Genomic DNA, 23,566 nt, shown 5'->3' on the forward strand with positions numbered 1-23,566 from the left:
CATGGGCGAGATCAGAGAGCCGCTGCGCGAACTGACCGAATGCGGGCTTCCGCAAGCGCTGGAGGTGATGGGCGAACGCTGGAGCTTCATGATCCTGCGCGCCGGTTTCAACGGGCTGCATCACTTCGAGGAGTTCCTTACCGAACTCGGCATCGCGCGCAACATTCTTTCCAACCGCCTCGCCAAGCTGGTCGAGCACGGCATCCTGGCGCGCAAGCCCATGGCCGAAGATCGCCGCAAGATCGAATACCGCCTCACCGACAAGGGGCTGGACCTGCTGCCGGCGATGATCGCGCTGCGCCAGTGGGGCCAGAAATACGGCGGCGAGGTGTTCGAGAACCCGGTGCTGGTCGACGAACGCGATCGTCTGCCGATCGGTCCGGTATCAATCCTCTCGCATGACGGGCGAATACTCGGGCCCAAGGACCTCGCGCTGATCGACCGCGCCCAGTGCGGTATCCGCGCCGATGGCAGCAAAGCCGAGGGGGGCAAAGCCGCCCTGAAGCTCGAGATCGTCAAACGCCCGGGGCCGCGCGAAGTCGCCTGACCCCCTTGCGACTCGGCAAGCCCTGGGTGACGTCACCGTTAAATCGATTTCAATATGTTGCTGGCAGTGCCGACGCTGGGCACTACCGCTCAACGGGAATCGGCGCAGTCACGTGATCGAGATTGAAGTCCAGAACGAGACCCATCAGACGGTCTTTCGCCTCAAGACAGTCGCCGTCCCGCGGATCGGCGAGGGCATCCGGCTGGAGGAGCCGGACGGCCAGTGGATGTCCTACGACATCCTCGACGTCTGGTATCAGAAAGCCGAATATGGCGAGGTCTGGGTGCCCTTCATCCATGTCCGCATGACCCCGGACGAGCAACGCGCGCTCGAACTGACCAAGCCCGTGCCGCTGGTGAACCGCGAACAGGCGATACCGATCGAGGATTTCCTCAAGAAGTTCGAAGGGGATCAGGAGCACGAACCGGTCAAGCTCAACCTCAATATGAGCGAGGCCGACTGACACGCAAACGGCTTCTCAACGCCCCCTTTTGCGTATGAGACCGATGGTGAAGATCGCCCATCCCGCGAACATGACCACGCTCGACCCTGCCACAGCGACGCTCACAGCCGTCTCCATGGCTTCGCCTGCATGGTAACCTTCACCGGCTATGGGGAGGCTATCGCTGGCACCGGTCGCAGCCGAGAGCGTCAGAGCGAGCCACAGGGCGTACATGCCGACGATGACCGCCCAACGCCCAATTCGGTCCCAATGTGCAGACAGATGGGTCCAGCCCTAGAGGGCGCCCGCGACCATGATTGCCGTGGCGCTTTGTACGGCCGTCAAATGCGCCGACAACGCCATGCGGGGGTTGAAGAAATACGGAACGGCCGCACCCTGGCTCAGGCCGAGCAGGAACAGGATGGCGCCGGCAACGACGAGTCGCTTCGAACCGTGGCTCATCGTCCCCATCTTCATTTTCTCTCCGATCAAGCCCGCGGCGGTTGGCGCCGATAGCTGAGCGCCTCCGCGACGTGAAGGCGGCCAACTTGGTCCGCCGCCGCCAGATCGGCGATGGTGCGAGCCACCCGCAGCATCCGCACATAGGACCGCGCCGAAAGCCGCATTGCCTCGGCCGCCTGCATCAGCAGCTTGCGGCCCAGGTCGTCGGGGGCGGCGAATTCCTCCAGCGCATCGCCGTCGAGCTCGGCATTGCTGCGCGCCCCGCTCGCCTCGGCGCGGACAGTCTGGCGCGCGCGGGCCGCAGCGACGCGGGCGGCCACCTCGGCACTGCCCTCGGCAGGGGGAGGCAGGCCGAGATCGGCGGCGCTGACCGGATCCACCTGGACATGGAGATCGATCCGGTCGAGCATCGGCCCCGATACCCGCGCCTGATAATCGGCTGCGCATTTGGGCGCTCTGCTGCAGGCCAGCGCCGGGTCGCCCAGATGGCCGCAGCGGCACGGGTTCATCGCAGCGACCAGCTGCACCCGCGCGGGAAAGGTGACATGCGCATTGGCGCGCGCGAGATCGACGTGCCCGGTCTCGAGCGGCTGGCGCAGCGAGTCGAGCGCCGCGCGCTGGAACAGCACGCCCAGATGCGCGAGGCTGACTTCGCCCGGCTTGACCCGCAGCCCGCCCCCGGTGAGCGCGGCCATCGAGGCCGAATGATGCGGAGCGCGGAAGGGTCGGTGGCGGTTGATCCGCCCTTCCTCGAGCATGCCTGCGACCGACTGCACCATGCTGACCTCGAGCGCTTCGGCAGGGCTGAGCTCGGGCAATATCCCCGGCAGGCAGGAAGCGAGCAGCGATTTCCCCGCACCCGGCGGCCCGATCATAAGCAGGTTCGATATACCTACACCCAACCGACACATTGCTGTGGGTATGGTGCGAGAATGGCAGGAATTGGGCCGGAAGCTGACCGGCAGCTTCGCATCATCAAATCGAAGAAGCTGCCGTTCAACAATGAGCAGGTTGTGCTTCGCGCTAGCTACTGCGATTCTTCTGCTTCCGCCTTCTGCATCGGTCGTATGATTTTATCGGCGCTGCTGCCCGGGCGGTTCAGCAGGACCGTGCACTCATGGCCGGGAGTCTCGCAGTCAAACCGCAAGCGATTGGGATAGTCCTCAATCGCGAAGGTATTGTCGCCGAGATAGCGCATCTCGCTGCGGTCCCTGCCCAGAAACTGGGTGAAGAATTCGGACACGACCCATAATCTGCCGCCCTGCTTTTCGATCCGGTAGTCCAGCCCGAGGTCGTAGAGGAGCCCCGTATAGGTCCCAACAAGCTTGCTCGTCAGCGGTTCTGGGAGCGGCAGGGTGGCCAGCGGGACACGTTGGCTCCACCCCATTCGCTCGATGATCTCGCGCCGCAGCGTGGCAAACACCGGGCCTGTATTTGCGTCATCTCCATTGCCAAGCATGATTATGCCATAGCCGCCCTCCATCGAACCCAGCAAATCTGCGTTCACGCCTGTGTTCGATCCATCGTGACGAAACCAGTCGGTGTTTCCGAAGCCGAAGCCGCGAAAGAAGGGCATGCTCATGCCGCCGACCGGCTCGAGCGAGAAGATGTCTGTTAGCGCCCGTGCTTCCGCTGGCTTTATCGGTCCGTCCGTTCCGCCTGCAAGCGCGCGCTGGATCGCGATAGCAAAAGTGGCCAGGTCGGCGGGACTTGACCACATCCCCGAAGCAGAGATTTGCGGAGTTATTGGAAGTCCGGTGCGAATGATCCCGCCGGCCTCGTCATGGACCAGAGCCGCATCGGCCGGGAAGCCAACCGCGCCCGGCTGGATCATGGTCGTGTGCTGCAATCCAAGCGGCTCAAACACTTCGCGCGCGGCAAGTTCCGGGAGGGAGATACCGGTATGGTCCTCAAGTGCAAGCTGCACGATCACGTAGCCGCCGCCGCTATATTGCCAGTCCGTTCCCGGCGAGAACAGAAACTCGATAGGCTTTTCATAGCGCGGCAGCCGGCCTTCGAGGCTGTCGATCAATGTAGGTATGTCGTCGCCCTCGTAGTAGTCTGCAAATCCGTGCTGCGACGTGCCTGCCGTGTGCGTCAGCAGCTGCCGCCAAGTTACATCCGCAGCCCCGGAGAATTCGCTTTCTGGCAACTTCCAGCTTTTTAGATAGGTTGCGATTGGCGCGTCCAGGTCGATAGCACCGTTTTCGGCCAGCTTCAGGCAGACAAGTGCTGTCACGACCTTCGAAATGGAGGCCGTTGAGAATACGGTGTCTTCGGTCACTGCCTCGCCACTGAGGGCGGATTTCACCCCGAACGTCTCGACATCGACAATCTTGTAGCTGTCGAACACAGCAACGCTGAGCCCGTGAAGAGTGTTCTGTTTCATCTCCTCAGGCAATGCCAACCAGAGCTCATCTAGGCCGGTTTCGTCGGCCACGAGCGAAGGTTCTCCGATCGACTCAAGCGCGGCTCCGGACTTCACGCCCGTCGATGTGCAACCCGCCATGGCCAACCCGATGGTTAAAGCGAAAATAGAAGGTTTGATGGCTGACACCCCTCTCTCAGCTAAATGACGAGGTGTGTTATTCACGCACATCACCGTTAGTCAATGTCAGACGGCCGCTCCTGCTCTAATCTTCCACACACAACGCTGGCGGTCGCAGCTCTCCTTCTCTCTCGCTCAGCGCGACCAAATCTGAGCCGTCTGCTGAATGTCGGGTAGTAGGGATCGATCTGCGGAAACCGGACTCTGACAATAGGCTGCTGGATGTCCGCAATTGCTTTGGGAATGATAGAAGATGCCAAGCAGGTCTCGACCTCGACCCCGAATACACCACCATTGCGAGAGGCACCCTCTGAGTTATCGCTTGGGGGAGGTTAGCGGACGCGCTCGACCACGAAACTACTTAGGTGGTGGAGTGAAAAGTGCGCCGACGCTCGCATGGAAGGGGGAGCGTCGGCGCAAAGGTCTACTGGAATGCCGCAACAACGAATCGCAAAACTGAGACGACGGGAATCCAGCGAGCGTCCGCTAACATATGTTTCGAACTTAGGTCAATTCTTGGGAGCGAAGGGATTCAGTGGAATCCCTTCACGAAGTGAGCGCTGACGCTCCTGCTCTTCAATCACTGCAACCCGCTTGGCTCTACAGCTTCTAAACTGGCTGAAATAATAAGCGAAGCCAGACATTTTGAGTTTATCAATCACCTCACCCTCGCGGGTAATATGTAGCCATAGCGGAGCATTCCCCAAGGTTTCCTCAACGTAATCAAAAGGAGCGCTCGTTACGATATTTCCGCTCAATCCCTTTGCGTTGTTTAAACCAAAAGCCTAATTTTCAAACCAACTGTCGTCAGTTTCAAATCGAACTACACCGACCGTCTCTTCATGAGGAACTGTCCAGTTATCGTTTTGAACGATGACGAGGACTTTATCTCCTTCATCAAAATAGGCTTGATCCTGCGTAATCGTGAAAAGAGTCGCACCCGCCCCCTCGAATGTTTGCGAAATGGAGCAACGGTCGCCGCTCTCAGTAAAGTCCCATGCGGCGGCGGGTGTCGCAAAAAATAGCCGCGCTGCCAATTAGGCTCGCGAGTAGCGTCTTGTTCAAACTTCTTCCCCTATTTGTCGCGCACGACCCTACCAGTCGCGGTTATTCTCTGCTGTATGGAGATTGAACTCCTTGCCAGTGGCATTGGAGAGGATCGAGACCTCCCGACTGCCAACCTGACCGGCTGCACCGTTACACGCGCTCAACTCAACAAAACGTGAAACCTCAGTGTGGTCCAGCCCGAGGAAAGCCGACGGGGAGACAAGCGGCTGAGTGCGCAGAATGTCGCGAGGATCATTCGCGAGATTGTTGAACTCAGCCATCTTTGCGCGACAGGCATTGAGGCGGACTTCCTGCGCCTCAGCGTCAAGCGGTCCTGAGAGAACTACAGGTTCTGGCTCGACAGCCTCAGTCGCTGGCTTTGGTGTAACGGCTTGCGGTTCCATTTTCATTTGTTCGACGGTCGCGCTGGTCTCAGTGGGTGGATCGCAAGAGGCTAAGATTGCGCAGAGTCCAAGAGCTAAATATTTCATCGAGACTGAGTGCCGTCTGAGCCTCGCGAAAGCAAGGCTACGAGACTTTGCTGAGAACGCGTGGTTGCAATCCCGTTCAATGTTTCCTCGCAACCCGGGCAATCGCGAGCGCTTCTGCCTGACTCCGTGGAAAGCCCCAGACCATGCTGTACAACTCGCCGCCGGTCACAACCAAGCCGGGGTAGCTTGGGTAAACCTCATCGACAAGATTTCCGGTCCTCCCAGGCGTTGCTCCGAACAAGTTCACCACCTCATCGGCGGCTTTGATCATGCGACCGCAGATTTCGTTTTCTCTCCCTCGGCGTGACAAGGTTCTGGGCCGGTTGCTGAAAGGCAGGTCCTGGCTCGGCACGGGGCAAAGCTGCATGTCGGCTTGCAGGTGACCGCCCCAAGCCATTTCTGGCCGCAACTGGGTGGGAAACGGAAATGGGCGCTGGGCGTCAGACGAGCCCGTTCCGCCGCCTCGAACTACATCGTGAGCGAAATTCCCACTTCAGGCTCCCGGCTGCGATGAACATTCAGCGCTCAGCATAAAGATGTGCCGGCGTCCGTTATAGTTGGATCAGCAGGAGAGCCTCTCTTGTCGGGTCGCCCGGAGTCTCCACAGCGGAGCTATCACGAGGATCGCAAAAGCCCAGCCTCCTAGGACATCGCTGGGCCAATGCACCCCAAGGACGATACGGCTTGCTCCCACTGCTGCCGATAGGACGAGCGCAAGGGTAATCCCTGCGCGCGATCCAGTGAAAATGATAGCGATCGCCAGGAATGTCGCGCACGAGTTCGCAGCATGTGCGCTCGGAAAGCTTTGGGTGTATTCTAGCATCCAGTGCTCAACGTCCGGTCGGGCACGATCAAACAAGGTCTTTTGCAAGGTCACCATCAAGCGGACCGCTAACGTAGTTCCGAACAGCGCAAGAGCCTCGACCCGCAAGCCACGCCGCAAGAGAATGCCCGTGGCAAGCAGAGTGATCGGGATTAGCACTACCCAGTCGCCGAGCCATGTGATTATCCACGCTAAATCTACCAACGGAGTGCGCTCTTCCGGCCGCAGAACCGAAAATATCCTGATATCCCAGAGGGATGCCGCGCCACCAGAGAGCAGAGCCAGCAACCAGAATGCCGCCATGCAGATTGCCAGCACCCATGGGCGGTGCATCGAGAGCGGGCTTCTCATGTTAGATGGCGCCAGGCAGCAAATAAGAAAAGAACGACCGCAAAGGCCCCTTCGCCAGCAGCTCTTGCTGAGGACCGTCCGAGCTCACGGCGCGAACCCAAACTGCCAAGCGGCTATAGGGATACCGGCCAAGAGGAGAAATGAGGCGACCACGAGAGCGCCGTCGCGCGTCAGTAGTCCGGCGGCGAAAAGTGCGATTACGGCCGATGCAATCGAACCCGAAGTCGGGACGATCTCCATAAACGGCATGAACATCGTCAATCCGAGGATAAGGACGAGCGGAAGATAGATCCATGGCCGGTGGAAAAGGAATGTGAGCCGCGGCTTGAGGAAACCCTCAACGAAGTAGACCGGCTTGCGCAACCAACCGATCCCCTTGCAAAGCTTCTCCGTGGATAGCTGGCGGCGGGAGATGAAGCCGGGCAGCCACACACAATCACGCCCCAGTATCATCTGGACGACCAGAATGAACACAATCGCCGCGACCATTGCGGTGACGCCGGGGATCCCACTCGCAGGAGAGGTCGAAATCAGGGAGAAGATGAGCATGAGCGAGGCGAACGACTTGCGGCCGAGCTCCTCGATGACCTCCTGCACGGCGATGCTCTCGTCGTGAGTAGCTCTTTCAAGTCCATCCAGAACGTCACTCAGCGCCCGAACGCGATCGTGGGCCATCCTTCTTCTCCTTCCCGGAGCTCAGCGAAGCCTCTCAAATTGTAGTTCCGAAAGCGGGAGCACTGGGAGTGGTCACAAGGCGGCGGAAGAATCTCGCCCGTTTTGGCTGTCAGCTTTGCTCTCAGCAATGCCAGCAGCTAACACCGACCGCCACATTCTCGGTTTTCGTAACCGACTGGCAAACCGTCAACCGGCGGCAACTGCTGCATCTGGCATCGCGGCCAAGTCCTGCGCTGTCATGTCTGTTTGCAGATCGGTATCGCCAAAGACACCGCCTTCGGTAGCGTTCAGGCCACTCAACGGTATCTCGACGTAGCGGTCGGGATCGCTATCTTCGATTTCGATCAGCAGGCCGCTGACTTCGCCGGAAGCACTTCGCCTTACCTGTTCCACGTCACCCAATTCGGTGCCGTCCTGACTTACCAAATCGGCGTCGAGTAACTGCCTCTCGGTAAGTCCGAGAGCCGCTATCTCATCGCCAGCTGCCGCCGCGCTCTGCTCCGCTTGCATCTCGATGCGGTCTTCGGTCGTATCAGCCTGTTGCTCGGCCTCGGACTCGCAGGCCGTAAGCGCAAGAGCAGCAAGAGGGACGATGGCGTGTAGAGCTTGCTTCATTTTGATCTCCGTAAACTGATCGCTCGTCAATCAAGTCTCGGCCATGGCGAATGTTCCAGTGCGTCCCAACTCTCCGTCACAGGAGATACAAGCCACTAGGGGTTCCGCTGCCTCGTCGGTCTAAAGGGCCGCTAAGGGGTCGGGACCTGAAAGCCAGAATTTTGGCAATCGCGGCGATTTCCTGCCATTCATCAAGCGACCCACTTGCTGACATTGCCGGAGCAGGCAATCTGAGGCTATGAACGAACTTAACTGGGATGAGCGGCTGAAGAAGGTCGTCAACGGTAAGCCGGAACCGGAGAGGCCAGAATGAGCAATCTTGAGGTCGCGATTATTGTCGCATTAGCCATAATCGCTGCGAGTCTGCTCGGCCTTGTGAGCATTTTGGATAAATGGACTAAACAGCTTTCAAATATTTCTGACCGCCTACTCGACATTGATCGAACTCTGAACAACCGCCGCTAAAACGAGTGTTTGCAAGTCATACGATCGCCGAAACCTTAGGGTGGAACGTCCGATTCCCAGCCAATTGTCGCCATTCGACAGGCACCGTCGATGAGGCTCAACGGCATAACTCATCGGTTAACGTTCGCAAGCCCTCCTTTAAGTCTTCCGGTGCCAATCCAAATCGAGCCCCTCTTATGCAATCACAATTCCTAGGCGAAGTGACGCGCGCCGTTGCCACCGCCAGGACCCTGGAGGAACTGACCCGGCCATTGCTCTTGCTGCTGCAGATGACAACCGGCCTAGACAGCACTTACCTTACGCATGTCGACGAAGCCGCTGGGCACCAGCACGTGCTTTACTCGCTCAATGCCCGCACGATGCATATTCCCGAGGGCCTCACAGTGCCTTGGCAGGACACGCTTTGCCGTCGGGCGTTGTCCGAAGGCGTAACATCTACACCCGATGCTTTGGCTACATGGGGCGATGTTGAAGCTGCGCGTGCACTGGACATTCTGACCTACGTTACGACACCGGTGCGCTACGACGACGGGAGGCTTTACGGCACGTTATGTGCCGCGAGCACAGCGACCGCTCCGGTGACGGACGCGACGAGGACAATGCTGGATTTGTTCGCCACCTTGATCCAGCAGCAAATCGAGCGCGAGGAACTGCTGCACGAGCTTCAGCAAGCCAATAGCCGACTGGAGGAGTGGTCATATCTCGACCCGTTGACCGGTCTCGCAAACCGCAGGTTCCTGATGGAGGAACTCCACCGGCTGTTCGCCTTGGCTGACCGAACACGACAGGCGGTCTTGGTCGTATATGTCGACCTCGACGGCTTCAAGTCCATCAACGATCGCTTCGGCCATGAAACCGGCGACGACTTTCTGACGGAATTTGGCTCGCGGCTGAAGCGATTAATACGCGCAGGTGATCAATTAGCCCGCATCGGCGGTGATGAGTTCGTCGTGATTGGACTGGCTCCAACCGACCCCAGTGAGCAGGCCAACTCTATGGCCCAAGTGACCGAACGACTGGCTTCCGATACGACCGGCCAATATCGCCTTCGCGGGGCAGCATTCCACTATCCTGGCCCGAGCATAGGCATCGTAATTGTCGAGCCCGGCTCGTCTTCGCCGGAGGAGGCGCTGCGTGATGCAGACCGTGCAATGTTTCTGCAAAAGTCTGCCCGTCGCCGGGTGTAACCCGCATTGTCCGCTTTCAGGCAAGCCGACCGGGCTGCCTAATGACCGGGATTGGGGCGCTTTGCTGAAGGTCGGCGTCTCCACTTCCGGAAATACGGCAACTGGGCCGGAAGCAGAATGGCAGGTTTTAAGTCCAGCAATCGCAGAAGTGGACGTCGATGGTGTGATTATGAAGGCCAACCTCGACCCTTCGTCGTCTTTACCGTCCAGCTTTCCATTCCAAAGAACGGAAATACAATCACGTGAGGCCGACACCTTTCTAACCTCGACGAGAAGCTTCCACGACAGCGTTCTCTGAATAGATGCCGTCGCGCATCTCAATGTGATATGAAAGGGCAGAAGGGGGCGTTTTAAGTGGCGGACATCAAATCCTGGTGCGGCGAGGCTGTCACCAAGGTCAAAACATCCAGCCTCGTCTATCTCGAGGCTGACGCGGCGGCCCTCGCGAGTACAGGCGTGGCATCGGTGGCTGCGGTCGTTCCCGGTCACTATGCCGCACCGGACCGCCTTTCCGACATCCTGCGGCGGCTTGGGAAGCCGGCGGTGGCCGACTATGTCCAGACCAAGTTGCCGCAAGGTGCCAAATCTCGTTCGGGCGATCTCGGCGAAATTCTTGCCACCAGCTATGTGTCGGAGTTCACCGGTTATTCGGTCGGCGTCTTCAAATTGCGGTGGTCGGATCACCGTGAGATGGCGATGCGTGGTGACGATATTCTGGGGGTCAGGCTCGATCCTGGCGTCACCGTCAAATTTCTGAAGGGCGAGGTCAAAAGCCGCGCCGCGCTCGGCAAGAGAACGGTCGATGAAGCCCGGACGGCGCTTGCATCCAGTAACGGGCGGCCGACGCCGCACGCGCTCGCGTTCGTTGCGGACCGATTGTTCGAGACGGGCGAGACGGCCCTGGCTGAGGCGATTGACCAAGTTCAGCTCAACGCGCGGATCGAGATCAATCAGCTGTCGCACCTAATGTTCATGTTCACCGGTAACAATCCGAGCAATCTGCTCACTGCCAACCTCAACGCTTATACCGGCAAGATCCCGCAGTTCGCGGTCGGTCTGCGGGTGTCGGCCCATCAGGCGTTCATCAAACAGGTCTTCGACAAGGTGATCGCCGATGGCAACAAGCCCTGAAGTCATCGCGCAGCTCATCGCCGAGGCGACTGCCGCCGGGTTCCGTGACGATCTACTCGCGAAAGGTCAGGCGCGGGCAATGGTGTGGCGCGACGGGGTGGTGCCGCCCGAAGCACCGCAATTCTCATCGCTCCTGACTTACGATCTGCTGAGTTTCGCCTATTCGCTGATGAACCAAGGACTGCGACTGCTCGATCAGCAGGCCGAATTCGGCGCGGCGCGAAGTGCCTTCGAACATGCCGCTTCGGCGATTGAGGCGGCAACGGCGCGTGGCCGCGTGACGAGCGACCGGGACTTCCACCGGCTGATGGCTGGTGCCTGCTACCATCTCGCCCGCTATGCGGCACGGGCATTCTCATTGCTGCACGAGGGGGTGAACAAGGCCAATCTCAGCGTGCCGGAACGCGCGGTGGCGCTCCTAATGCTGCGCGATTTGGCTACGCTCGAAACGCTGATCGAGGAACAGCGTAACGCCGCTTCAGAGGATGCGATGATCGCGCATCTTACGGGAGAAGACGTAGGGGACGCGCCAGCTTCGGGCGATAGTGTGGACGAGCCGGCAGACGAACCGCTCCTGCAGGTTGTGGATCGGGCGCTTGCCGACAATTTTACGGCAGCGCTCGCCATCGCGCTGCTTGCGTTCGAGCGGGGCGACGATGCGCTGATCGGCTCCGCGATCGAACGCCTGAAGATCGGTCTGTCCTCGGCGGCCGAACTCAAGATGGTGCCGAGCTGGTGGTGCCACCGGCTCACCATTCACCTGCTTAACGATTTGTGGTCATCGAGCTTCCATGTCCGCCTCCCCAAGGCGCCCAACGATGGTGCAGCCGAGGATTGGGGTGTCTACCGCGAATTGTTCATCGCGTCGCTCCTGCGCCGGGGCCGCTCCGAGATCGACCTGTGGCCTTCGCAGATCGATGCTGCGACCCGGGCGTTGGATCTCGACGACAATTTGGTCGTCTCGTTGCCGACGAGCGCCGGCAAGACCCGCGTCGCGGAGCTTTGCATCCTAGCCTGTCTAGCGGCCGGTCGTCGCGTCGTGTTCGTGACCCCCCTGCGCGCGCTCTCAGCGCAGACCGAAGTGACGCTTCAGCGCACCTTCGGGCCGCTCGGAAAAACGGTCTCAAGTCTCTATGGCGCGATCGGCGTCAGCGACGTCGATGAGGATTTCCTGCGGGAAAGTGACATCATCGTCGCCACGCCCGAAAAGCTCGATTTTGCGCTCCGTAACGACCCCGACCTGCTCGATACAGTAGGCCTCGTTGTCCTTGACGAAGGCCATATGATCGGACTGACCGAGCGTGAAGTCCGCTATGAGGTCCAAATCCAGCGCTTGTTACGGCGCAGTGACGCCGAGACTCGGCGCATCGTCTGTCTATCGGCCATCCTTCCCGAAGGCGATCAGCTGGAGGATTTCACGGCGTGGCTGAGCGGCGATCAAGACGACGGACTAATCAAGATGAACTGGCGGCCAACGCGCTTGCGCTACGGCGAGGTCGAATGGCATGGCGATCATGCGAAGCTCGAAATCTCAGTCGGTGCAGAGAAACCGTGCGTGCCGCGCTTCCTGACATCCAGCCTGCCCAAGGGGCGGAAGACGCGCTTTTTCCCGTGCGATCAGCGCGAACTGTGCATCGCAACGGCCTGGGCAATGGTTGCAGACAAGCACTCCGTGCTGATCTTCTGTCCGCAACGCCGATCGGTCGAGCCCTTCGCCAAAGCCATCGTAGATCTCGCCAAGCGCGGATCGATCGTGCCGGTGCTCGATCACGACCCGGCCGTACTGAACAATGCCATCGCGATCGGGACCGAGTGGCTTGGCGTCGACAGTCCGGTTCTGGCGTGCCTGCGCCTCGGCGTCGCGATCCATCATGGGGCGCTTCCCACGCCCTATCGCAAGGAGGTCGAGCGCTTGCTGCGCGATGGTATCCTGCGGGTGACGGTGTCGTCACCGACGCTGGCGCAGGGTCTGAACCTCTCGGCCACGACGTTGATCTTCCATGGCCTCAAGCGGGGCAGAGAGCCGATTGACATTGCTGAATTCCGCAACGTCGTCGGACGTGCCGGCCGTGCCTATGTCGATGTCGAAGGCCTAGTGCTCATGCCGATGTTCGACCGGCTCACCAATCGCCGTGCGGAGTGGAAGGAGATGGTCGACAGCGCCAAGGGCAAGGAGATGGAGAGCGGCCTCTTGCGCCTGTTGCTCTCGTTGATGGGCCGGATCGTCCGAAAGACTAAAGCCAAGTCGGTGGCGACCGTCCTAGACTATCTCGCCGGCGTGACCGCGTGGGAGTTCCCGGTGCTGCCAACTGAAAGCAGCGATGTGAACGAGCAGGAGCGTGGGCGGTGGTCGGGGTATCTCACGACTCTCGACACAGCGCTGCTTAGCATGCTCGGCGAACAGGAAGTGCCGGACGATCAGATCGAAGCGATGCTTGATGACGTGCTGACGTCGTCGCTGTGGACGCGGCGCCTTCAGCACCGCAATGCCGCTGTCCAGCAATTGCTCAAAACCGGGCTGGTCGCACGCACGAAATTCATCTGGGGCCGGACGACGGCCACCCAGCGTCGCGGCTATTTCCTTGCCGGGATTGGTCTCGCGACTGGCGAAGCCCTCGACCGTGATGCCGCCGAACTGAACGAACTTCTGGTCCGGACCAATGGCGCCATTCTCCTAGATGATGCGGAGGAAGCGATCGCCGCATTGACAGCGTTCGCCAAAAAGGTCTTCGCGATTGCTCCGTTCGTCCCTGACGACCTGCCGGACGACTGGCCGGCGATCCTGAATGCATGGCTCGAAGGTCGCGCGCTCGCGCCTCTCGCATCCGGCAGGGAAGACGAGGTGCTGAAATTCGTCGAGCAGGCGCTGGTCTATAAATTGCCCTGGGCAATGGAGGCAGTGCGCGTGCGGGGGCTAGCGCACGGCGATTTGCTTGAGGGCGGTTTCTCGATGGAGGATGTCGAGCTCGGAGTCGCGGTAGGCGCGGTCGAGACCGGCACGCTGAACATCTCGGCAGCCATCCTGATACACGCCGGATTCAGCTCGCGCCTCGCCGCGATCAGTGCGGTTTCGCAGACGCAGGCGGATTTCAATACCATGGCGGAATTGCGCGCCTGGTTACGCGAGGACACCGTGGCCAGTGGGCGCGACAATTCCGATTGGCCGACCACGGCGTCGCATGGGCTCTGGCTCCAGTTCATACAAAGCATGGTGCCCGAACGTCGACGGACTTGGGCGTCGACAGCCCATGAGTTCCATGTCGAATGGGATGATGTCGGCCCACCGGTGGGAACGGCGTTGCGGCTCATTGACGCAGGCGACGAAACGTTCGTCCATGCGGCAGATTTTACGCGTCTGGGGCGGCTCGACGAGCCGGTCAATACGAGCCGGCTGGGCTTGGCATTGGCGAGTGTCGGTTGGCTTGGCGATACCGTCGACGTCCGATACCTTGGTCCAGACGACTTAACGAGTATGTGATCGACAGGTCTGCGCTCCGCAAAGCTAGCAGCTTGAGGGCGCTACAATGTGCGACCCCGCGCCGCGATCGCCCTACGAAATATGGCGGGGATCGTCCGTCGCAAGCGTTTGAGCTTCGCGGCCGCCCAATACTATCGCTTTGGCCATGGGAGCGAAATAGGAGTGGCTTTATGGACTTCGGACGTACGGGAAAACGCGGACTAGAAGCGGCAGCTTTTGAGATATCGCGCCGGCTCGGCGAATGACCGTTATTGGGGCGCAAAGCCGACATCCGTACGCTCCCTCGCCATTGTCAGCACACAAGATTCTAGCTGCGACGCTTGCGGCAAAAGCAGAAAATCGTTCCGCTTATGTTCCATTTATGGGAAGGCCGCTTAGGAGCAGGTTGGATATGCCTACACCCACATAAATCTAAGTTGTGGAAGTGCGGCGGAATGGCAGGAGATGGGCCGCTTGCCGACGGGCACCTTCCGGCGTGCTAGAGGCAAAAAGCTGTCATTCACAAGCGAGCCGCCCAAGGTCATTCCTGCAGCGTTCTATTGAGAAGGAAGCCACAGCAGGATAGCAGAGCCCCGAGCCGCTTTTTGCCGTTTGAGGACGCGCACCCATGATCCACCGTTTGCTTCCCATTTTTTTGCTCGCCGGTTGCGCCGCACAGGCCGAACCGGTTGCGACCGTCGGTCCGGCCCAGGCCGGTCAGTTGGAGCAATCTGCTGCCCGAGAGGATGCGCGCCTGCTCGCCTTTCTCGATGCCGCTTTCGACGCCCAGGCAGCCCTGAGCCCCGAAACGCTGACGAGCCTGGGTTCGCGACAGGATTATGACCGGCTCGGCGACTACACGCTCGAGGCAGGGGACGAGCAACTGCGGCTCGCCGAGCGCCAGCTGGCGCAGCTGCGTGCCGGGTTCGATCCCGCCCGGCTGGGACCGTCGGCTCGGCTCAGCTATTCCCTGTTCGAGCGCGAGGTCGAACGTCGCCGCGAGAGCGATCGCTTCCGCGCCTATGGCTTTCCGGTTTCGACCAACGGCACCCCGGCGGGCAGCATCCCGGTCTTCCTCATCAACCAGCACCGCGTGGAAAGCGTCTCCGACGCGCGCGCTTATATCGCCCGGCTGCGCGACAGCGAGCGGGTGATGCGCGAAACCGTCGCCGTGATGGAGCAGCAGGCGGCGCTTGGGATCGTTCCGCCCGAAATGGTGTTCGAGCCGGCCGCCGCCGACGCCCGCAGCATCCTCGCCGGCGCGCCGTTCGCCTCGGGTGCGGACAACCCGATCTGGGCGGACTTCCAGGCGAAGGTGAACTCGCTCGCTATCCCGGAGGGGGAAAAGACCGAATTGCTGGGCGATGGCCGCGCGGCACTGACCGGTCCGTTCCGCACCGGAGTCGAAGCACTGGTCGCGGGCATTGAGGAACTCGAACCGCGCGCCGATGGCAACAACGGTGCCTGGAGCCTGCCCGAGGGCGAAGCCTATTACGCGAATCGCCTCGCGACCTACACCACGACCGATCTTTCCGCCGACCGGATCCACTCGATAGGACTCGAACAGGTCGCGGCCATTCGGGCAGAAATGGAAGGGGTGAAGCGGGAGATCGGGTTTACCGGCACGCTGGAGGAATTCTTCGCCGCATTGCGCAGCGATCCGGCCTACAAATACTCCAACACCGAGGAGGGGCGCGAGCGCTATTTGGAGGAAGCCCGCACGCTGATCGCGAACGTCATGGCCAAGGCTCCGCAGTATTTCGAGCGTCTGCCGGAAGCGGAGCTGGAAGTGCGCGCGGTGGAACCGTTCCGCCAGGATACCGCGGCGGTCGCCTTCTACAACCGCCCCGCGCCGGACGGCTCGCGTCCCGGGATCTTCTACGTCAACCTTGCTGATATGAACCAAGTCAACCGGATCCAAACCGATGCCATCGCCGCGCATGAAGGCGCGCCCGGCCATCATTTTCAGATCGCGCGCGCGCAGGAGCTGCAAGGGCTGCCAAAGTTCAGGCGCTTCGGCGGGTTTAGCGCCTACACCGAAGGCTGGGCGCTCTATACCGAGCGGCTTGCTGATGAAATGGGTGTCTACACGACCCCCGAGCAGCGCTTCGGGATGCTGTCGCTGCAAATGTGGCGGGCGATCCGCCTGGTGCTCGACAGCGGGATCCATTCCAAGCGCTGGTCGCGCGAGCAGGCGATCGATTATTTCCGCGCGAATTCGCCCAATTCGGAACGGGACATCCGCAAGGAGGTCGATCGCTACATCAACAATCCCGGCCAGGCGACGAGCTACATGATCGGCCAGCTCAAAATCGCCGAATTGCGGGACCGCGCCGAACGCGAGCTCGGACCGCGCTTCGATATCCGCGCCTTCCACGAGGCGGTGCTGGGCCAGGGGGCGCTGCCGCTGGACACGCTGGAAGGTCAGGTCGATGCGTATATTTCCCGCGCGGAAGGGTAGCGGCGAGTTACTTTCCGTCGGCCCAAAGAGCGCCAGACCTTTCGAAACGACAGTCTCGAGCTGCTTCGCCCAACGACTCGGATCCTTGCTCCGATTGCGCTGCGTCGCCTCCATTTCGCATAAAGCTGGTGCTCCTCGACCCTTCATGTCGCGGACCAGATACCCGATGCGACCCCGGAGCCGCCTGCAGCTCCAGCGGCTTCGCCGCCGAAAACCGAAATTCTCGTTTGCGAAGGAATTTGCATATGACTGAGCACTCTGACGCGGACGCGGCGCCATGGCATCTCAGGCCGTGGATCATTGGCTTGGTGTGCGCGTTCGGGGGGCTGATCTTCTGGTTGCTGACCGACCATGACTTTGCCACGCCTTTGCCGCCCGTCAGGCAGGCCATGGCAACCTTCACTGCGGTCGGCACACTTTCACTGGTGCTAACCATCGAGCGTCTTCGCTGGAGCTGGGCGATCGGTTTTGCGCTGGTGTGGGCGCTGATCACCGCCTTTGTCGGTTGGTCCACCGCCAGCTACGGACAGGGAGCTGCTGTCTACGAATGGCCCTATTTTGCCGGACTGTTCGCCGTCCTCCTCGCGGGCCCCCTGTTCCAGACGATTCGCGACGAGGGCACATGGCAACTCCCGTATCCGCGCCTCTACGCGCATTTTTGGAACGATGCGGTGATCGGTGCCGCCAGCCTGTTTTTCACCGGGCTGGCCTTCCTGCTTGCCTGGCTCATCGCAGGTCTGTTCGCGATCATAGGGATAGACGCGCTCAATACGCTGCTGGCCAAGGCATGGTTCGGCTGGACGCTGGCGGGTTTTGCGTTCGGCGCCGCGGTGGGGATCCTGCGCGAACAGGATGGGTTCGTTCCGGCCTTGCAGCGGCTGGCGATGGCCGTCCTTCGCGTGCTCGCCCCGGTCCTCGCCTTCGCTCTTGCCGCCTTTCTGGTCTCGATCGCCTTCACCGGTCTGCAGGGGCTATGGGACAGCTGGCTCTCCGCCACCGCCTTGCTCCTCGCCGCTAGCGCCGGGGCGGTGTTGCTCGTCAATGCGGTCATCGCCGAAAGCCGCTCCGAGCGCCCGCACAACCGGGTCCTGCACCTTTCGGCTTTGGTCCTGGTGGCGGTGATCCTGCCGCTGAGTATCCTCGCTGCGCTCGCGCTGGGACTGCGCATCGATCAATATGGATGGACGCCAGAGCGCATCTGGGGCTCGGTGGCGGTTGCTGTTGCGGTTGTCTACGGGCTGGGCGGCTGGTGGGCAATCCTCGCCGCGCGGCAAGATTTCGACGAACCGCTGCGCCCTTTCCAGACACGCTTTGCGATCGGTCTCTGCGCCGCGGCCCTGCTGCTTGCGCTGCCGATTGTCGATTTCGGAGCGATTTCCACGCGTTCGCAGCTCGTCCGCCTTGAACAGGGCAAAATCTCGCCAAATCAGTTCGATTGGGCGGCGATGGCGTTCGATTTCGGCCCCACGGGACGCGATAGACTGGCAAAAATCGCCCGCTCCGGGCCGGCCGCCTGGCGCGAACCGGCACGAAGTGCGTTGCAAGCGGATGAGCGCTGGGCGGTGGCGAAGGCCGATATCTCCGCAAGGGAAGCTGCAGAGCTGACATCGCGTATCCGCGTGCTATCCGGCGACCTCGAACTCACCCCCGAAGTGCTGCGCCGGATTGCAGCTCAGCAGCAATGCCTGCCGGGGTCACAATGCGCGCTGCTCAAGCTCGACCAGAGCCGCCTGCTGCTGGTGTCTGCCGGGGATGGTCAGGCCAATGTGACGTCGACAGTGGTCAATTTGGACACGGCTGCTGATCGCGAGGCAGAGCGGGATCCAGCAGAAACGGGCATCGTTAACTTGGAGACCGCGACCATTGAGCTGCGTCCGATAGAGCGCCGCCAGCTCTTCGTCGAAGGTAGACCCGTCGGCGAACCGCTGAAATGAGATGACTCAACTGTGCTGCGCTTGGCTGACTTTGTCGAAGCAGTCGCCAGAGGATTCGTTTAGATGCGCAGCGGGTTTTCCGGACCTGGGCCGCTAGCTAACAGTCTGCTCGGAAAACAAGGGCGGAGGAAGCTGCCGTAAGTAGTCATCGAACGGACTCTCGAGCCGTGCTAACCGATTTTCGCGATCGTCATCATTCGCACCAGATCCGAAAGCGACTTGGCCTGCATCTTCATCATCGCGTTGGCACGATAGACTTCAACTGTTCGCGGGCTAATTCCGAGATCGAAGGCGATCACCTTGTTGGCCTTGCCGGCCACGAGGCCGTCGACGACCTCCCGCTCTCTTGCCGACAGCAGCTCGATGCGCTCGATCACTTCGCTCCGCTCGGTCTGAAGCTTATCGTCGCCCGTCTTCTCCGCGAGCGATTTGCGGATCGAGGACAGGATCGTCTCGTCGTCGAACGGCTTCTCGATGAAGTCTGCGGCACCTGCCTTCATGGCCTGGATCGCTAACGGCACGTCTGCATGCCCGGTGATGACGATGACTGGCACCGCGGCATCGCGCTGTTTGAGTTTGGCCGTAAGCTCGACACCGCTGGTGCCGGGCATGCGCACGTCAGTTACGACGCAGGCACCTATCAGCGGCGGTGAGGATCGCAGAAAGGCATCGGCCGACGCGAAAGAGCGCACCCGGATCTCGGCAACGTCGAGCAGGAATTCGAGCGAATGCCGGGCGCCCTCATCGTCGTCGATCACGTAGACGATCGGATCATTTGCGCTGCTAGTCGCCATTGTACAGTTCCTCACTTGTGACGCGTTGCAAGGTGAAGCCGAACTCCGCGCCGCCATCTGGCGCCTGCTGGGCCCAGATGCGCCCGCCATGCGCTTCGACGATCGTTCGCGAAATCGAAAGACCCACACCAAGACCCGTTCGCTTGGTGGTGACAAACGGCTGGAACAGCTCGTCGGTCACATCGGGATCGATCCCCGGTCCTGTATCGGTTACCACGACAGACGCCATCTCGCTCCCGACCGGTTCGATGGCTATCGTAAGCAAGCGCTGCAAGGACGCGGAGCCCGCCATAGAATCGACGGCATTGCGAACCAGATTGAGCACCACCTGCTGGATTTGCACCTTGTCCGCCAAGACGAGATCGATCTCGGAATTGAACGCATACAACACGCGAATGCCATGCTCTTTGGCACCCACCATCGCCAGCGCGCTCGCTTCCTCGACGAGCTTCGGCAGGCTTTCGATCGTTCGCTCGGTCTCACCGCGCGCCACGAAGTCACGAAGGCGGCGGATGATCTCGCCTGCGCGCAGCGCCTCGTTGGCGGCGCGTTCGACGGCATCTGCCACGCGTTCCATAGGTACCTTCTCCCGCGCAAGAAGCAATCGACTGCCCTTCAGGTAATTTGCAATGGCCGAGAGTGGCTGATTGATCTCATGTGCGAGCGCCGAGGCCATCTCGCCGAGTGCCGTCAGACGCGAGACGTGAACCAGCTCGCTCTGCAGTTCCTGCAGTCTGGTTTCCGCCTGCTGACGTTCGGTCAGGTCACGGATGAACCCTGTGAAGAAGCGCTGCCCTTCGGCCTGCATCTCGCCCACCGCCAGCTCGAGCGGGAAGGTGGACCCGTCCTTTCTCTCGCCTACGACAACGCGGCCCTTGCCGATTATCCGCCGTTCGCCCGTGCGATAGTAGCGCTTCAGATAGCCGTCATGGGCGGTGCGATAGGGATCGGGCATCAACAGACTGACATTTCGTCCAGCGACTTCATCGGCCTCCCATCCGAACATGCGTTCGGCAGCGAGACTGAAATCGCGGATCAGTCCGGCTTCGTCGATCACCACCATCGCGTCGGGTACTGTCTCGAGTATTGACCGCAGATGGGCCTCGCGACGCGCCAGCGCTCCCGCCGCCGCCTCGGTCTCGACCCGCGCGCGCTGGAACCACTCTCCTCCTACGGCCACCGCGATTCCGATCAGCACGAATGCCGCCGCCGCGATCAGACTGCCCCCCGCAATCGGCCCAACAATGCTGTCGCACCACAGTCCAGCAGCAGCGCCCGCCAATGCCGCGAAAGCGCCTGCGCGAAGACCGGAAAGCGCACTCGCTACAACGACCCCTGGTACGAAGAAAATAAACGTGGCGCGTTGGCCGAGCTCATCGGCGAATAGCAGTCGCACTGCCACCGCTGCGCCGATCGCCAGCAGCGCGAGCAGCAGCGCCGTTGAAAACGAAAGGCGGGGCAGGAAACGGCTGACGAAACTGGGTCGCCCCACCTCCGGTAAGGCCCTTAGGGGGCTTGCAGTAGGGTGATCATCCAAATTTCGCATGTCCGGTCTCAGCCGTAGATCAGGGCCAACGGCGGCGCTCCATTCTACGTGCTGCTTAGCGGAGTAAGTTCAATGACTGCACCTCTCATCGATCTGGGCGTTCATCACAACCCTCGCGGCCTTTCGGACCGTGTGGCGTTCGGCTTCACCAAGGCCCTGCGCTGGTCCGCCGACACGTTCTTCGCCGAGCGCTATGGCCACCGTGCGGTCGTACTCGAGACCGTGGCGGCCGTTCCGGGGATGGTCGGGGCCACTATCAACCATCTCGCCTGCCTTCGCCGCATGTGCGACGACAAGGGCTGGATCAAAACGCTCATGGATGAAGCTGAAAACGAGCGGATGCATCTGATGACCTTCATCGAAGTGTCGCAGCCGACTTGGTTCGAACGCGCGGTCATCATCGGCGTGCAATGGGTGTTCTATCTGTTCTTCTTCGCTCTTTACCTGATCAGCTCGAAAACTGCGCACCGTGTGGTGGGTTATTTCGAGGAAGAAGCGGTCATCAGTTACACTCACTACCTCGCGGAGATCGACGAGGGCCGCAGCCCGAATGTCGCGGCCCCCGAGATAGCCAAACATTACTGGGGCCTCGCCGAGGACGCCACTTTGCGCGACGTCGTCATCGTGGTTCGGGCCGACGAGGCGCACCACCGCGACGTCAATCATGGCTTCGCCAACGAGCTTGCCGGGCTTCCTGTGGGGCGTATCGCAGAGTGTCCGAACCACGTGACGCTCGAACCCAACTGGAAGAAGGCGGCCTGACCCAGGTTGCCGATTGGGAGGCTGGTGATGATGGATCGAGATGCTGTCCTGCTGCTCATTGAGGATCGGCCATTCCTATCGTCCCTCCAGTTCTCTCTGGCGATCGAAGGCTTCCGCATCGTCGAGGCGGCTGCGGGCGGGGCCGATGGGAGCCCGCCCCCGCTCTCCGCCGTACTGGTCATCGACCAGAGCTACGGGGGGGACGGACTGGCGGCGCTTCGCCAGCTGCGACTTCAGGGCTGCGACTTGCCGGCGATCGCTCTCGCCACCAATCCGACCATCTCGCTGCGCGCCAGCACCGCCGCGCTCGGTGCCGAGGTAATCGAGAAGCCGCTTCTCGGCGACGAACTCAGTCTCGCAATCCGGGTCCTGCTCGAAAAACGAAAAGCCGCCTGACATGAACTCCGATCTTATCCGAAACCTCGCCCCCTATAAACAGACCGCGACCTTTACCGAGGGCACCATACCCGCAGGATTGCTCAAGGAGCATTCGACCAAGGAGGGTGTCTGGGGCCTGATCCACGTGGAGGAGGGGAAACTGCGGTATGTCGTTGCGGATCCTCGCCGCGCGCCGGCCGACGCGATTCTTACGCCGGACATGGCACCTGGCGTGGTCGAACCCACGATCCTCCACTGGGTCGAGCCGATCGGAGCGGTGAAGTTCCATGTCCAATTTCTGCGCAATCCACAGCACGGCAGCACGGCAGCAACACCCACTCACCGGGAAGAGCAGACATGAACCGTGACGCCTTCCACACCGGGAGAACGGGTGCCGAAGCACACGCCTACGCTCAGCAGAAGAGGGCCGAAAAGCGAGCGGCTGCAGAGCAAATCGGCGTCGATGCACGGTTCATCGATCGGCTCGTAGAGGATTTCTATGCGAAGATTCGCGATGACGCGCTGCTCGGCCCGATCTTCGCCCGGCACATCGCCGATTGGCCACCGCATCTCTCGCGGATGAAGGCCTTCTGGCGCTCGGTGCTGCACAACAGCGGCGAATTCTCCGGCAACCCCATGCTCAAGCACCTCGCAATTCCGGGGCTGGAATTCAGGCATTTCGCACGCTGGCTCGATCTTTTCTACGAAGCGCTGCGGGATGCGGACGGCCAGAGTGCGGCCACCGAGCTGGTCGGCACCAGGGCGAGGATGATCGCCGACAGCCTGCTGACTGCAATTACCATGCGCCGCGACGGATTGGCCGGACGGCGCGCAGGAAAGGATTTGCCTCATGCCTGATGTTGCACGCCAAGTGCCCGCAATCACATCACAGCGTGACACCCTGAAGCCCTCACCCGAGGTGTTCGTCTCGCTCGCTCATATCGAGGCAAACGACAACGAAACGAATGCCCCGCCGCAACAGCCCGAACCGCGAACCTTCGAAATGCCGGCGGCAGTCTGGCGTGCGATGATTGCCTGCTACACGATTTTTTTGCTCGCCCTGCTCGGAGCCACGGGCGGTGCACATGCCGCATTCGCGATCGCTATCTCAGCGGTTTATGTCATAATGTTCTTCGGAACGGCGCGCGCGATGCTGCGCCAATCGGCGCCGCAACCCCGCTGTGAGTTCGAGCGGCCAGGCGCAGCTCTGCAGACGGCCTTCGGCCCGCTTACTCGCGGCGAGGTTTATGCGCAGGTGCTCATCGTTCCCGCTGCCGTCGCAGCCTTTGGCATCGCGATCGCTTCCATCGGTGCAGTTGTGATGTGACGCGAACGGCCGGCTAGGCGCGAAGAGAGATGCCACCGATCTGATCTGAGCATCGCATCCGGGGGCGGCCCTACGTATGACCCTATTTGATAGCGTAGGCGCAACCTGGACACAGTAGCGAAC

General features: G+C 60.9%; 25 protein-coding genes and 1 pseudogene. 14 read left to right on the top strand and 12 right to left on the bottom strand.

The window, feature by feature from the left end; genetic code table 11:
* The first annotated feature begins 1 nt into the window (after position 1).
* The gene (locus ACQ5J0_RS08390) at positions 2–547 is read left to right on the top strand and encodes a winged helix-turn-helix transcriptional regulator (RefSeq protein WP_462567009.1); all 546 of its coding nucleotides are present in this window, start codon (positions 2–4) and stop codon (positions 545–547) included.
* A 112-nt stretch (positions 548–659) separates the two neighbouring features.
* The gene (locus ACQ5J0_RS08395) at positions 660–1,010 is read left to right on the top strand and encodes a hypothetical protein (RefSeq protein ID WP_462567010.1); all 351 of its coding nucleotides are present in this window, start codon (positions 660–662) and stop codon (positions 1,008–1,010) included.
* Positions 1,011–1,283: 273 nt separating this feature from the next.
* Here ACQ5J0_RS08395 and ACQ5J0_RS08400 read toward each other — a convergent pair whose 3' ends face one another.
* The 10 genes and pseudogenes from ACQ5J0_RS08400 to ACQ5J0_RS08445 form a co-directional block, all read right to left on the bottom strand.
* Positions 1,284–1,466 (bottom strand): hypothetical protein, encoded by a 183-nt coding sequence (locus ACQ5J0_RS08400; RefSeq protein ID WP_462567011.1) that lies wholly within the window; start codon positions 1,464–1,466, stop codon positions 1,284–1,286.
* 11 nt (positions 1,467–1,477) lie between these two features.
* A pseudogene (locus tag ACQ5J0_RS08405) lies at positions 1,478–2,344 on the bottom strand (YifB family Mg chelatase-like AAA ATPase); the annotation flags it as partial.
* Positions 2,345–2,478: 134 nt separating this feature from the next.
* A complete protein-coding gene (locus ACQ5J0_RS08410; RefSeq protein WP_462567012.1) occupies positions 2,479–4,008 on the bottom strand; it encodes a serine hydrolase domain-containing protein in 1,530 nt (509 codons plus the stop codon).
* A gap of 500 nt (positions 4,009–4,508) precedes the next feature.
* On the bottom strand, positions 4,509–4,757 hold the full coding sequence (locus tag ACQ5J0_RS08415; RefSeq protein WP_462567013.1) for a hypothetical protein: 249 nt from the start codon (positions 4,755–4,757) through the stop codon (positions 4,509–4,511).
* Positions 4,758–4,784: 27 nt separating this feature from the next.
* Entirely contained in the window at positions 4,785–5,036 is a 252-nt protein-coding gene (locus ACQ5J0_RS08420; RefSeq protein WP_462567014.1) for a hypothetical protein, read from the bottom strand.
* Between the two features lie 57 nt (positions 5,037–5,093).
* On the bottom strand, positions 5,094–5,537 hold the full coding sequence (locus ACQ5J0_RS08425) for a hypothetical protein (RefSeq protein ID WP_462567015.1): 444 nt from the start codon (positions 5,535–5,537) through the stop codon (positions 5,094–5,096).
* Positions 5,538–5,613: 76 nt separating this feature from the next.
* Positions 5,614–5,808, bottom strand: a complete 195-nt coding sequence (locus ACQ5J0_RS08430) for a hypothetical protein (RefSeq protein WP_462567016.1) — start codon at positions 5,806–5,808, stop codon at positions 5,614–5,616.
* A 291-nt stretch (positions 5,809–6,099) separates the two neighbouring features.
* Positions 6,100–6,663 (bottom strand): phosphatase PAP2 family protein, encoded by a 564-nt coding sequence (locus ACQ5J0_RS08435; protein WP_462567017.1) that lies wholly within the window; start codon positions 6,661–6,663, stop codon positions 6,100–6,102.
* A gap of 132 nt (positions 6,664–6,795) precedes the next feature.
* Positions 6,796–7,386, bottom strand: coding sequence for an exopolysaccharide biosynthesis protein (locus ACQ5J0_RS08440; protein WP_462567018.1), 591 nt, complete (start codon positions 7,384–7,386; stop codon positions 6,796–6,798).
* Between the two features lie 186 nt (positions 7,387–7,572).
* Entirely contained in the window at positions 7,573–8,031 is a 459-nt protein-coding gene (locus tag ACQ5J0_RS08445; RefSeq protein WP_462567019.1) for a PRC-barrel domain containing protein, read from the bottom strand.
* Between the two features lie 279 nt (positions 8,032–8,310).
* On the opposite strand from ACQ5J0_RS08445, the gene ACQ5J0_RS08450 reads away from it, so the two are divergent.
* The 7 genes from ACQ5J0_RS08450 (at position 8,311) to ACQ5J0_RS08480 (ending at position 18,636) form a co-directional block, all read left to right on the top strand.
* Positions 8,311–8,466, top strand: coding sequence for a hypothetical protein (locus tag ACQ5J0_RS08450; RefSeq protein WP_462567020.1), 156 nt, complete (start codon positions 8,311–8,313; stop codon positions 8,464–8,466).
* Positions 8,467–8,642: 176 nt separating this feature from the next.
* On the top strand, positions 8,643–9,653 hold the full coding sequence (locus tag ACQ5J0_RS08455; protein WP_462567021.1) for a GGDEF domain-containing protein: 1,011 nt from the start codon (positions 8,643–8,645) through the stop codon (positions 9,651–9,653).
* Entirely contained in the window at positions 9,601–9,951 is a 351-nt protein-coding gene (locus ACQ5J0_RS08460; protein WP_462567022.1) for a hypothetical protein, read from the top strand. The genes ACQ5J0_RS08455 and ACQ5J0_RS08460 overlap by 53 nt, the downstream gene beginning before the upstream one ends.
* A 56-nt stretch (positions 9,952–10,007) precedes the next feature.
* Positions 10,008–10,784, top strand: a complete 777-nt coding sequence (locus ACQ5J0_RS08465; RefSeq protein ID WP_462567024.1) for a Hachiman antiphage defense system protein HamA — start codon at positions 10,008–10,010, stop codon at positions 10,782–10,784.
* Positions 10,768–14,262 carry a DEAD/DEAH box helicase gene (locus ACQ5J0_RS08470; RefSeq protein ID WP_462567025.1) on the top strand — a complete coding sequence of 1,165 codons (3,495 nt, stop codon included), beginning with the start codon at positions 10,768–10,770 and terminating at the stop codon, positions 14,260–14,262. The genes ACQ5J0_RS08465 and ACQ5J0_RS08470 overlap by 17 nt, the downstream gene beginning before the upstream one ends.
* Positions 14,263–14,869: 607 nt before the next feature.
* Entirely contained in the window at positions 14,870–16,702 is a 1,833-nt protein-coding gene (locus tag ACQ5J0_RS08475) for a DUF885 domain-containing protein (protein WP_462567026.1), read from the top strand.
* A gap of 245 nt (positions 16,703–16,947) precedes the next feature.
* Positions 16,948–18,636, top strand: a complete 1,689-nt coding sequence (locus ACQ5J0_RS08480) for a DUF4153 domain-containing protein (protein WP_462567027.1) — start codon at positions 16,948–16,950, stop codon at positions 18,634–18,636.
* A 170-nt stretch (positions 18,637–18,806) separates the two neighbouring features.
* Here ACQ5J0_RS08480 and fixJ read toward each other — a convergent pair whose 3' ends face one another.
* Positions 18,807–19,394, bottom strand: coding sequence for a response regulator FixJ (gene fixJ, locus ACQ5J0_RS08485; protein WP_462567028.1), 588 nt, complete (start codon positions 19,392–19,394; stop codon positions 18,807–18,809).
* Positions 19,395–19,419: 25 nt separating this feature from the next.
* Complete coding sequence (locus ACQ5J0_RS08490; RefSeq protein WP_462567029.1) at positions 19,420–20,967, bottom strand: sensor histidine kinase; 1,548 nt, start codon at positions 20,965–20,967, stop codon at positions 19,420–19,422.
* An 81-nt stretch (positions 20,968–21,048) separates the two neighbouring features.
* Between ACQ5J0_RS08490 and ACQ5J0_RS08495 the strand changes: the two genes are divergently transcribed.
* From ACQ5J0_RS08495 to ACQ5J0_RS08515, 5 genes are read left to right on the top strand one after another with little or no spacing between them, the layout of a single operon-like run.
* Positions 21,049–21,738, top strand: coding sequence for an alternative oxidase (locus ACQ5J0_RS08495; RefSeq protein ID WP_462567030.1), 690 nt, complete (start codon positions 21,049–21,051; stop codon positions 21,736–21,738).
* A 27-nt stretch (positions 21,739–21,765) separates the two neighbouring features.
* Positions 21,766–22,134 (top strand): histidine kinase, encoded by a 369-nt coding sequence (locus tag ACQ5J0_RS08500; protein WP_462567031.1) that lies wholly within the window; start codon positions 21,766–21,768, stop codon positions 22,132–22,134.
* A gap of 1 nt (position 22,135) precedes the next feature.
* Positions 22,136–22,477, top strand: a complete 342-nt coding sequence (locus tag ACQ5J0_RS08505) for a TehB-like domain-containing protein (protein WP_462567032.1) — start codon at positions 22,136–22,138, stop codon at positions 22,475–22,477.
* Complete coding sequence (locus ACQ5J0_RS08510; RefSeq protein WP_462567033.1) at positions 22,474–22,974, top strand: group III truncated hemoglobin; 501 nt, start codon at positions 22,474–22,476, stop codon at positions 22,972–22,974. The genes ACQ5J0_RS08505 and ACQ5J0_RS08510 overlap by 4 nt, the downstream gene beginning before the upstream one ends.
* Complete coding sequence (locus tag ACQ5J0_RS08515) at positions 22,967–23,443, top strand: hypothetical protein (protein WP_462567034.1); 477 nt, start codon at positions 22,967–22,969, stop codon at positions 23,441–23,443. Before ACQ5J0_RS08510 ends, ACQ5J0_RS08515 begins: the two co-directional genes overlap by 8 nt.
* Positions 23,444–23,566: the final 123 nt, after the last annotated feature.

The organism is Qipengyuania sp. SM2512 (genome assembly GCF_054954005.1).

Bases quoted from the DNA above. Each gene is read 5' to 3' on its own strand.
- ACQ5J0_RS08390 (WP_462567009.1), top strand. From the start codon at position 2: ATGGGCGAGATCAGAGAGCCGCTGCGCGAACTGACCGAATGCGGGCTT.
- ACQ5J0_RS08400 (WP_462567011.1), bottom strand. From the start codon at position 1,466: ATGAAGATGGGGACGATGAGCCACGGTTCGAAGCGACTCGTCGTTGCC.
- ACQ5J0_RS08425 (WP_462567015.1), bottom strand. From the start codon at position 5,537: ATGAAATATTTAGCTCTTGGACTCTGCGCAATCTTAGCCTCTTGCGAT.
- ACQ5J0_RS08430 (WP_462567016.1), bottom strand. From the start codon at position 5,808: ATGATCAAAGCCGCCGATGAGGTGGTGAACTTGTTCGGAGCAACGCCT.
- ACQ5J0_RS08435 (WP_462567017.1), bottom strand. From the start codon at position 6,663: ATGGCGGCATTCTGGTTGCTGGCTCTGCTCTCTGGTGGCGCGGCATCC.
- ACQ5J0_RS08440 (WP_462567018.1), bottom strand. From the start codon at position 7,386: ATGGCCCACGATCGCGTTCGGGCGCTGAGTGACGTTCTGGATGGACTT.
- ACQ5J0_RS08450 (WP_462567020.1), top strand. From the start codon at position 8,311: ATGAGCAATCTTGAGGTCGCGATTATTGTCGCATTAGCCATAATCGCT.
- ACQ5J0_RS08455 (WP_462567021.1), top strand. From the start codon at position 8,643: ATGCAATCACAATTCCTAGGCGAAGTGACGCGCGCCGTTGCCACCGCC.
- ACQ5J0_RS08470 (WP_462567025.1), top strand. From the start codon at position 10,768: ATGGCAACAAGCCCTGAAGTCATCGCGCAGCTCATCGCCGAGGCGACT.
- ACQ5J0_RS08475 (WP_462567026.1), top strand. From the start codon at position 14,870: ATGATCCACCGTTTGCTTCCCATTTTTTTGCTCGCCGGTTGCGCCGCA.
- ACQ5J0_RS08480 (WP_462567027.1), top strand. From the start codon at position 16,948: ATGACTGAGCACTCTGACGCGGACGCGGCGCCATGGCATCTCAGGCCG.
- ACQ5J0_RS08495 (WP_462567030.1), top strand. From the start codon at position 21,049: ATGACTGCACCTCTCATCGATCTGGGCGTTCATCACAACCCTCGCGGC.
- ACQ5J0_RS08500 (WP_462567031.1), top strand. From the start codon at position 21,766: ATGATGGATCGAGATGCTGTCCTGCTGCTCATTGAGGATCGGCCATTC.
- ACQ5J0_RS08505 (WP_462567032.1), top strand. From the start codon at position 22,136: ATGAACTCCGATCTTATCCGAAACCTCGCCCCCTATAAACAGACCGCG.
- ACQ5J0_RS08510 (WP_462567033.1), top strand. From the start codon at position 22,474: ATGAACCGTGACGCCTTCCACACCGGGAGAACGGGTGCCGAAGCACAC.
- ACQ5J0_RS08515 (WP_462567034.1), top strand. From the start codon at position 22,967: ATGCCTGATGTTGCACGCCAAGTGCCCGCAATCACATCACAGCGTGAC.